Raw genomic sequence first — 9,915 nt, forward strand, 5'->3', positions numbered from 1 at the left:
AGAGCAAAGGACTGAAAATCCTTGTGTCGGCGGTTCGATTCCGTCCTGAGCCATCGAAAAAAGGAGTATGATTCCATCATACTCCTTTTTTGTTACACAATTGTAACATTAAGGTAATTTCTCCCTAGGGGAAGAAGCGCTTTCCTTCTTTTCCTGATATTTTGCCTTTAAGGTTAAGAAACTTTCGAAAACTATGATATATAGGCATTTTAACCTGTATTCTTGGTTAATTATTTCGACATTTCCTGCCATGCTTTTTGCTTTTTTTAAGATAAATGGCAATAAAATGTCATCTATTATACATTTCTGTTACATTATGAAGTCTAGTAATCAACGAAGAGGCTTTTATGATAAAGTAAAGAGGTGAAATTTTACAGGAATCAAAAAATAGTTACATAGCACTATATGAAAGTGTGTTTGGTACCGTAGTCTAGGAGGATGTAACAATGCAAGATTCAATAAAAAAAATAGGAACGTTAAAAAATTTTACATATAAGAAAATGACAACTGGATTTAAAAAGACAGCCATTACAGCAGTGGCTGTAGCTGCACTCTCGTTTGCGGGAGGTGCTTCTGCATTAGCAAATGATGAGAAGCTAACAACTGTTTATTATGTTTACATGAATGATAAATACATAGGAACAGTCTCGGATAAAAGCATAATAGAAAATATAGTGAATGAAAAATTGTCCGAGTCAAAAGATGCATATCAGAGTCTTAATTTATCTGTGGCATCTGAGGTTACATATATTCCAGAGCAGGTTTTTCATTCTAATGCTGCTACGAATAATTCAGAGGTAGCAGAGCAAGTTGTGAAGGAGATCGGTGTAAAGGCAGATGCCTCTGCGTTGGTAATCGATGGGAATCCAGTCGCTTATGTTGAAAATGCAGAGATGGCAAAAGCGGTAATTGACCAATTAAAGCTTAAATATGTATCTGAGGCTCAATTAAAAGCACTAGAGGCACAAAAAGCTTCTGATAGCAATACATTACCCCCATTAAAGGAAAATGAAACTCGTATATTAGACGTTCGGTTATCTAAAGAAGTGACAATTTCCAATGAAAAAGTTGAACCAGGGAAAATATTATCAGTTGCAGATGCAATAAAGCTTCTTGAAAAAGGCTCAGTAGAAGAAGTGAAATATAAGGTGAAAGAAGGGGATGTACTTGGGGGGATTGCCCATGCACATAACCTTGAAATTAAACAGCTGCTTGACATTAATCCTGGGTTAACGGAGGATTCGCTTCTTCAAATTGATCAGGAATTAAATGTTACTGTTTTGAAACCGTATGCACAAGTGATCGTTGAAAAGGAATATTTTACAAAAGAACAAGTACCATTTGAAAAAGAGGTTGTTGAAGATTCTTCTATGTTTAAAGGAGACACAAAGGTTAAACAAGAAGGAAAAGACGGTATGCGCGCGGCAACCTATCATATATCTGAACAGAATGGCCAAGTGATTACAAAGAAACTAGCAAAAGAAGAGGTTCTACAAGAGCCGGTTAAACATATTGTAGTGAAAGGGACGAAAGTCGTCCCGTCTCGTGGAGAAGGAAGTTTTATCTGGCCTGCAAATGGCGGATATATTTCAAGCAAGGTTGGTCATCGCTGGGGAAGAATGCATAAAGGGATTGACATTGCTAGACCGAGCAATCGTACCATAAAGGCTGCGGATAATGGAGTGGTTGTGTCAGCAGGGTATGATGGCAGCTTCGGAAATAAGATTGTCATTGACCATAATAATGGCTACAAAACAATCTATGCTCACCTTTCATCTATCGATGTGAATGTAGGACAAACCGTATCTAAGGGTTCAAAAATCGGTGTTATGGGTTCTACTGGGAACTCAACAGGCGTTCATTTGCATTTTGAAATTCACAAAAATGGAGAAGTGCAAAATCCGTTAAATTATATTCGTTAATAAGCCGATATAAAAAAGTCTCTAGTTCATTAAACTAGAGATTTTTTTACTTCCTTAATAAGACATAGAATCTGAAATTGAAACTGTAACTGTAACATCTTTCTAATACGTGTATTCTCATATATAAAATGGTAAAGTAAATGTGAGAGCATATATGAATAATGAAAAATATACTTCCTTCCAATAATCTAATAGAAAAAGGAGAACCATATGGAGAAAAAAATTCTAGTTGTTGACGATGAAAAACCAATTGCTGATATTTTGCAATTTAACTTAAAGAAAGAAGGATATGATGTTTACTGTTCCTATGATGGGAACGATGCATTGGAGAAGGTGGAGGAAATAAAACCTGACTTGATTCTTCTTGATATTATGCTTCCTTTAAGAGATGGGATTGAAGTTTGCCGAGAAGTTAGAAAAAAGTATGATATGCCTATTATCATGCTGACGGCAAAAGACTCCGAAATTGATAAAGTTATCGGACTCGAGCTTGGGGCAGATGATTACGTAACGAAGCCTTTTAGTACGAGAGAGTTAATCGCGCGTATTAAAGCGAATTTAAGACGTCACCAGCAAATCACTGCAAACGCGGTGGAGGAAGAGGAGTCAAATGAAATTACGGTAGGCTCTCTTACGATTCATCCGGACGCCTATATTGTTTCTAAACGCGGAGAGACGATTGAGCTGACACACCGTGAATTCGAGCTTCTCCATTATTTGGCTAAGCATATTGGACAAGTAATGACAAGGGAGCATCTTTTGCAAACGGTTTGGGGCTATGATTATTACGGAGATGTCCGAACAGTGGACGTAACGGTTAGACGTCTTCGAGAAAAAATTGAAGATAACCCAAGTCATCCTACCTGGATTGTTACGAGAAGAGGAGTAGGGTATTACTTGCGAAATCCTGAACAGGAGTAAGGAACACTAATGAAAAAAGTTGGTTTTTTTCGTTCAATTCACCTTAAATTTGTCATTATCTATGTCCTGTTAATTCTAATTGCCATGCAGATTATTGGTGTTTATTTTGTCCGCCAGTTAGAGTTTACGTTGAAGGATAACTTTAAAACAACCATTAAAGACCGTGTGAATTTGCTTGCCTATTATCTTGAAGAACAAATGACGAAGGATCGTTTGCCGGATGATGAGACGACCCTTGAAGACGATGTTTATAAATTATTGAGAGACTTTTACTCACCTGATATTACGGAAGTACAGGTCGTTGACGATTCACTGAAGATTCTTGGGACATCTGATCCGGATAATCAAGGCGTTGTGTCACAACGGGCAACAGAAACCCTTACAAGGATGACACTGGCAACCGCTCAGCAATCAATCGAGGATCGAATTGATGGTTCGGGAGATCGCATCTGGGTATTAGTAACACCGATTAAGCATAAAGGCGAAGTAAAAGGTGCCATTTATTTAGTTGCAAAAATTGAAAATGTCTTTCAGCAAATGAGGCAAATCAATAATATTTTTATTTCTGGTACAGCGATAGCGCTAGCAATTACTGCCGTATTAGGTGTTCTTTTGGCACAAACGATTACAAGGCCAATGTCAGATATGAGAAGACAGGCACTTGCAATGACAAAAGGGAACTTTTCCCGAAAAGTTAAGGTTTATGGCTATGATGAAATTGGGCAGCTGGCCATGACATTTAATAACTTAACGAAAAAACTGCAGGAGGCACAGGCAACAACAGAAGGGGAAAGGCGAAAGCTATCATCCGTTCTCTCCTACATGACGGATGGTGTGATTGCAACTGATCGTAAGGGACGAGTCATTTTAATTAATGAACCAGCCGCAGAAATGTTGAATGTTTCACGTGAAACAGTTTTATCCTCTCCCATTGTTCCACTTCTTGGATTAGATGAGGACTATACGTTTGATGAACTGCTTGCAGAACGAGATTCAGTTATTTTGGATTACAGTGAGCCTTCAAAAACATTAATTTTACGAGCAAACTTCTCTGTTATTCAAAAGGAAACGGGATTTGTCAATGGCCTTATTACGGTGCTTCATGATATTACAGAGCAAGAAAAAATTGAGATGGAACGCCGGGAGTTCGTTGCAAATGTTTCCCATGAGTTAAGAACACCATTAACGACGATGAGAAGCTATTTAGAAGCACTTGCAGATGGGGCATGGCAGGATAAAGAAATCGCACCGAACTTTTTAGAAGTAACGCAAAATGAGACAGAACGGATGATTCGTCTTGTGAATGACTTGCTGCAATTATCAAAAATGGACAGCAAGGATTACCGTCTGACAAAAGAGTGGATCGATCTTATTTCTTTCTATAATCGGATTATCGATCGATTTGAATTAACGAAGCATCAAAATGTTATTTTTGACAGAAGGCTGCCTGATCATGCTGCATTTGTCGAGATTGATGCGGATAAGCTTACACAAGTGCTAGATAATATTATTTCTAATGCATTGAAGTATTCCCCAGAAGGCGGCAAGGTTACATTCCGTGTCGAGGAAAAGCTGGACATGATTATTGTAAGTGTTTCTGATCAAGGAGTAGGAATACCAAAGGAAAATATTGATAAAATATTTGACCGGTTTTATCGAGTAGATAAAGCTAGAACAAGAAAGCTAGGTGGCACAGGTCTAGGTCTTGCTATCGCTAAGGAAATGGTTGAAGCACATGGCGGTGAAATATGGGCGATGAGTAAAGAGGGAAAAGGAACAACGATCTTTTTCAGCCTGCCTTATGCTCGTACTGAAGAGGATGATTGGGAATGACATATGAAAATATTAAATCAGTCATATTGGTCATTTTAGTCTGTTTTAGTATTTTATTGACATGGAGTATTTGGACATACCAGCCAAATTTAGAAGTGATGCAGAAACAGAATACGGTTGAAAAAGTAGCAATAAGCGACAAAAAGGAAGTCGGGGAAATTGTTAAGCCTGATCGTATTTTTTATCATCTTGATAAAGAGAAGCATTTCGGAACAGTTGATACAAATGAAATTAATAAAGTGATTGCTGAAATAAGCAGATGGAATTATGCAGATTTTGAGAATGTTTCAGGGGGAATAAGCAGTTATCCCACTTTTATTCATAATTCAGGGAAAGCGGTCATTGAATTTCCAGACTTGGTGCCAATCGATCTTTATCGCTCGATTATCGATATTAAAGATAAGAAACTGCCTAATTTTCAATTTGATCACATTGTTATTGATATAGGTGGAACGCAGAAGGAACAAGGCTATGTTTATTTCATATCGTCTAAAGAGAAAAAGGCATATCGAAGCCATGTTGCTTCGTCTTTCGTCCATAACTTTAATAATGCCTTCTTTAAAAATGTGGAATACAATTTAAGTTATTCTTCTTATTTCCCGTATAAAGCTTCTGATGATCGATTGCTCTTTTTGCCGTCAAATGAAACAAAAATGTTAAGGTATCAATATTTATCAAAGCCATTAGATTATGAAAAATATAAGAACGCTTTATTTAAAAATCTGAGTGTGGTTCAGAAGAATCATCAGTCCTCCGGCTCAGGGGTAGAGTATAAGGATTACTCAAGTCTAATGCGGGTGGATTATGATAAAAATACACTTTCATATGTAAACCCGGTTGAAAGTAATGAGAAACAGTTTCCTGTAGATAATCTTTTGAAAAGAAGCATTGATTTTGTTAATGAACATGGCGGATGGACAGGAAATTATCAATATGTAAAGGTTGATGAATCGAATCATCGCGTATTGTTCCGTCTTTATGAGAATAATGGGTATCCCGTGTTTAGTGATGCGAATGGAATCTCCGAAATAAGCCATACATGGGGGCAAAATGAGATATTGGAGTATTCTCGCAGTAATTTTTCGTTGGGTATTCAAACGCCGGATCCATCTGAAACAATTCTGCGCTCTGGCCAAGAGGCATTAGAATGGCTAGAAAAAATGGAAGGTGTACATCTTGATCAGCTGCAGGATATGACAATAGGGTATACTATGACAAAGGATTTACACACTATCTTAGTTTATCTTGAACCAGCTTGGTATTATAAATACAATGATTCATGGAATAAAATTTCCTTTGAAGAAATAGGAGGGGGCAATCATGGATTGGAGTAAGATAAAAACAATCTTTATATTGACCTTCTTAGTACTCGACATTTACTTAATGTATGAGTTCTTTAAATTAAAGGATTCCAGTCAACTTGAAGTTATTGCGGAACCTTCATTTGATAAAAGATTGAAGGCAGATGAAATTGAGTATGGAGAGCTTCCTAAAAACTTTCAAAAAGATATTTATTTAAGTGCTACGCCTAAAAACTTTACGAATGATGATGGCTTAGATGATCCAAAGCTAAAAGGGCAGCAAGTGACAGTAAATGATGGATTTGTTTTAGCTGCAACTCTTGATAAACCATATGAGTTAAGTGATAAATTAGATACGTCCGAGATCAACTCTTTCGTTAAAAACCATGTACTATATGGCGATCAGTATCGTTTCTGGGGGAAAGATGGAAACAAAATCACCTATTACCAGAAGTTTAAAGACAAAGTTTTCTATGAAAATATTAGCGGCGAATTGACTATTTGGCTGAATCCCGAAAATAATGATATTGTTTCCTATCAGCAAACCATACTAGAAAATATCGAAGAACTTTCGGAAAAAGAAAAAATAATCCAGCCGCTAAAAGCGATTGAAACATTATATGAAAACGGCTCATTAAAGCCAAAAAGCAAAATAACAAATGTAGAGCTAGGCTATGTTACCTTTGTTCCAGGTACATCTCAGGTGCTGACGCCAGCTTGGCGCTTTGTGATTAATGAAGAAGAGAATGTATTTGTCCATGCAATTGAGGGGCAGGTTATGCAATTAAACAACGAAGAGAAAAAAATAGTGGAGTGAGAGAATATGTCCTTGCAATTTAGCGTTCTCGCAAGCGGAAGTACGGGGAATGCAATCTATGTTGAGACAGAGGATCATTCATTTTTAGTTGATGCCGGTCTTAGCGGAAAACAGATGGAAGCCTTATTTCAAAAAATTGACCGGGATATGGGGAGGCTCTCAGGCATTTTAGTTACACATGAGCATAGTGATCATATTAAAGGTGTCGGGGTCGTTGCTAGAAAGTATAAATTACCTGTATATGCAAACGAGAAAACATGGCAGGCAATGGATGGCTTAATTGGACAGGTACCTGTTGAGCAGAAGTTTGTTTTTAATATGGAAACCGTAAAGACATTCGGTGCTTTAGATATTGAATCATTCGGTGTTTCCCATGATGCGGCAGATCCGATGTTCTATGTTTTTCATCATGGAGAGAAGAAAGTTGTTATTATTACAGATACAGGCTATGTAAGTGACCGGATGAAAGGCCTTATATCTAATGCGGATGCATATGTATTCGAGAGTAATCATGATGTACAAATGCTTAGAATGGGAAGGTATCCTTGGAGTATTAAAAGAAGAATTTTAAGTGATGTTGGCCATGTGTCCAATGAGGATGCGGCAATTGCGATGAGTGAGGTTGCGGGTGACCGAACGAAGCGTATTTATTTGGCTCATTTAAGTCAGGATAATAATATGAAAGATTTAGCAAGAATGGCTGTTGCACAAACACTTGAGAGCAGAGGAATTAGGGTGGGGGAACAGTTCGATCTGTTTGATACAGACCCGAAAATCCCAACTGCCTTAACAGCAGTTTAATTGAAGGAATGAGCACTGCTTTTAGCGATGCTCATTTTTTTAACAAAATTAATCAAACTTATGAACAAAGTCGTAAATTTGGTTATTCCAGCTGCATTTTTCTTAGCTTATTAAAAATGAGGGAGTATAATAATGGGTAAGAAGGAAGAATAAATTCTAGGACTAATAATGACATAAAGGCAACATTTAGCTCTCTCATTCATTAATCTGATATGAAAAGAAAGGACTGGTGCAGTGTGGGCTATTATGATCAAGATTATCAAAATCGATCCAATAAACAAAAAGGAAATAAAGGCGGCTATTTTTTAGCAAGCCTAGTAGGTGTTATTCTTGGAGCCATTCTTGTCATTGTTGCAATTCCTAAGCTTGCCGAATACAATGTTTTGCCGTATGCAGTTGAGCCAAATAATCAATTGCAAGAAGAAGCTGCGAATAATGGAAATGAAAATATTCCTACCCAAAACGTATCCGTTAATGTCGTAACAGATGTAACGAAAGCCGTTGATAAAGCGGGTGATGCAGTTGTAAGCATTACAAATATTCAAGCGGCAGGCTTCTGGTCTAGAGATGACGGGAAGGATGGCGTACCAGCAGGAACCGGATCAGGCGTTATTTATAAAAAACAAGGGAAATATGCCTTTATCGTCACAAACCATCATGTAGTTGAAGGTGCACAGCAGCTAGAGGTAAGTCTCGCTGATGGAACAAAAATCCCTGCTAAGCTTGTGGGCAGTGATATTTGGACGGATCTTGCTGTTCTACAAGTGGATTCCAAAGATATTAAAACCGTTGCTGAATTTGGAGATTCAGGTGCCTTGAAAATAGGAGAACCAGTTATTGCAATTGGAAATCCATTAGGCACATTTGAGGGCTCTGTCACACAAGGGATTATTTCTGGATTAGAACGGACGGTACCAGTTGATATTGACCAAAATGGGACAGCAGATTGGCAGGCTGAGGTTCTCCAAACAGATGCAGCTATTAACCCAGGAAATAGCGGTGGTGCATTAATCAATATTAGCGGTCAAGTTATCGGCATTAACTCAATGAAAATTGCCGAATCAGCAGTGGAAGGAATCGGATTGTCTATACCAATCAATTATGCGCGCCCTATCATTGAGGACCTAGAGAAGTTCGGTGAAGTAAGAAGACCGTACATGGGTATTCAGTTAGCATCAGTAAGTGAAATCCCTGGCTATTATCAGCAAGAGGCATTAAAACTGCCTCGAGATGTAAAATCTGGAGTTGCAATTACATCTGTTGAACCGAATTCACCTGCAGCACAAGCTGGCTTAAAGGAAATGGATGTTATTGTTGAAATGGATGGCGAAGCAATTGCTGATGTCATTCAGCTAAGAAAGCATTTGTACAATCAGAAAAAAGTCGGCGATCAGATGAAAGTGAAATTTTACCGAGCAGGAAAGCTTCAAGAAGCAACCATTAAACTGAGCGGAGAAACATTCTAAATAGCTAACTAGAGCAGGAAAGCACAGTGAGGCTTTCCTGTTTTTTATTGGTTTGATATGATGAGATGTGGATAAGTAGGAATTGGGATCGGAATGAAAATTATCCACAATTCAAATAATAAACACAAGAGAAAATGAAGAAAGAAGGAATGCTTAAATGATTTATAGCTGCGAGGAACATGTTGATATAGCAATAGATACAGTCGTGGATGAGTGTGAAACCTTTCCGCAATTATCAAAGATATCAAAGGAAGAAGAGTTATCAACAACCTGTGAATATTGTCAAAATCATGCTGTATATCTTGTGGCGAACGAATGATCTCACACAAGATGTGGATAGAAAATGTGGATATGTGGATAACTAATGTGGATATCTTGTTTACAAAGTGAGGATGACCTGTGAATATCTCAATAATAACGGTTGGCAAGCTAAAAGAAAAATACTTAAAGCAAGGAATCGATGAATATTTAAAAAGACTGTCGGCCTACGCAAAAATAGAAATCATCGAAGTCCCAGACGAAAAAGCCCCAGAAGAACTAAGCGAGACAGAAATGCTCCAAGTCAAACAAAAGGAAGGCGAGCGGATCTTATCAAAGATCCATCCAGACGCACATGTCATTGCTCTTGCGATTGAGGGGAAAATGAAAACATCGGAGGAATTGGCTGATGGGCTGGATAAGTTAGCTACATATGGTAAAAGCAAAGTGACATTTGTGATCGGAGGATCGCTAGGGCTGAGCTCTGAGGTCTTGCAGCGGGCGAATGAGAAACTTAGTTTTTCGAAGATGACGTTTCCGCATCAGTTGATGAGGCTAATATTGGTGGAGCAGGTTTATCGGGCGTTTCGGATTTT

9 protein-coding genes are annotated in these 9,915 nt (G+C 38.0%); all 9 read left to right on the plus strand.

What is annotated here, in order from left to right; genetic code table 11:
* Positions 1-446: 446 nt before the first annotated feature.
* Positions 447-1,922, plus strand: a complete 1,476-nt coding sequence (locus tag RUH74_RS23605; RefSeq protein ID WP_313805165.1) for a peptidoglycan DD-metalloendopeptidase family protein — start codon at positions 447-449, stop codon at positions 1,920-1,922.
* A 210-nt stretch (positions 1,923-2,132) separates the two neighbouring features.
* Positions 2,133-2,843, plus strand: a complete 711-nt coding sequence (yycF, locus tag RUH74_RS23610) for a response regulator YycF (protein WP_313805168.1) — start codon at positions 2,133-2,135, stop codon at positions 2,841-2,843.
* Positions 2,844-2,852: 9 nt separating this feature from the next.
* On the plus strand, positions 2,853-4,676 hold the full coding sequence (gene walK, locus RUH74_RS23615; protein ID WP_313805171.1) for a cell wall metabolism sensor histidine kinase WalK: 1,824 nt from the start codon (positions 2,853-2,855) through the stop codon (positions 4,674-4,676).
* A complete protein-coding gene (locus tag RUH74_RS23620; protein ID WP_313805173.1) occupies positions 4,673-6,010 on the plus strand; it encodes a YycH family regulatory protein in 1,338 nt (445 codons plus the stop codon). The genes walK and RUH74_RS23620 overlap by 4 nt, the downstream gene beginning before the upstream one ends.
* The gene (locus RUH74_RS23625) at positions 5,997-6,794 is read left to right on the plus strand and encodes a two-component system regulatory protein YycI (protein WP_313805176.1); all 798 of its coding nucleotides are present in this window, start codon (positions 5,997-5,999) and stop codon (positions 6,792-6,794) included. Before RUH74_RS23620 ends, RUH74_RS23625 begins: the two co-directional genes overlap by 14 nt.
* A 6-nt stretch (positions 6,795-6,800) precedes the next feature.
* Entirely contained in the window at positions 6,801-7,595 is a 795-nt protein-coding gene (locus RUH74_RS23630) for an MBL fold metallo-hydrolase (protein ID WP_313805178.1), read from the plus strand.
* 236 nt (positions 7,596-7,831) lie between these two features.
* Entirely contained in the window at positions 7,832-9,061 is a 1,230-nt protein-coding gene (locus RUH74_RS23635) for a S1C family serine protease (RefSeq protein WP_313805181.1), read from the plus strand.
* Positions 9,062-9,218: 157 nt separating this feature from the next.
* Positions 9,219-9,380, plus strand: coding sequence for a CxxH/CxxC protein (locus RUH74_RS23640; RefSeq protein WP_313805183.1), 162 nt, complete (start codon positions 9,219-9,221; stop codon positions 9,378-9,380).
* An 80-nt stretch (positions 9,381-9,460) separates the two neighbouring features.
* Positions 9,461-9,915: 23S rRNA (pseudouridine(1915)-N(3))-methyltransferase RlmH (rlmH, locus tag RUH74_RS23645; protein ID WP_313805186.1), on the plus strand; the 455-nt coding region annotated here is incomplete at its 3' end.

The organism is Cytobacillus sp. (assembly GCF_032154635.1).
In the GTDB taxonomy this organism is placed as follows: Bacteria; Bacillota; Bacilli; order Bacillales; family Cytobacillaceae; genus Cytobacillus.

Excerpts from the sequence above, each read along its gene's own strand:
- RUH74_RS23605 (WP_313805165.1), top strand. The coding sequence starts at position 447 with ATGCAAGATTCAATAAAAAAAATAGGAACGTTAAAAAATTTTACATAT.
- yycF (WP_313805168.1), top strand. The coding sequence starts at position 2,133 with ATGGAGAAAAAAATTCTAGTTGTTGACGATGAAAAACCAATTGCTGAT.
- walK (WP_313805171.1), top strand. The coding sequence starts at position 2,853 with ATGAAAAAAGTTGGTTTTTTTCGTTCAATTCACCTTAAATTTGTCATT.
- RUH74_RS23620 (WP_313805173.1), top strand. The coding sequence starts at position 4,673 with ATGACATATGAAAATATTAAATCAGTCATATTGGTCATTTTAGTCTGT.
- RUH74_RS23625 (WP_313805176.1), top strand. The coding sequence starts at position 5,997 with ATGGATTGGAGTAAGATAAAAACAATCTTTATATTGACCTTCTTAGTA.
- RUH74_RS23630 (WP_313805178.1), top strand. The coding sequence starts at position 6,801 with ATGTCCTTGCAATTTAGCGTTCTCGCAAGCGGAAGTACGGGGAATGCA.
- RUH74_RS23640 (WP_313805183.1), top strand. The coding sequence starts at position 9,219 with ATGATTTATAGCTGCGAGGAACATGTTGATATAGCAATAGATACAGTC.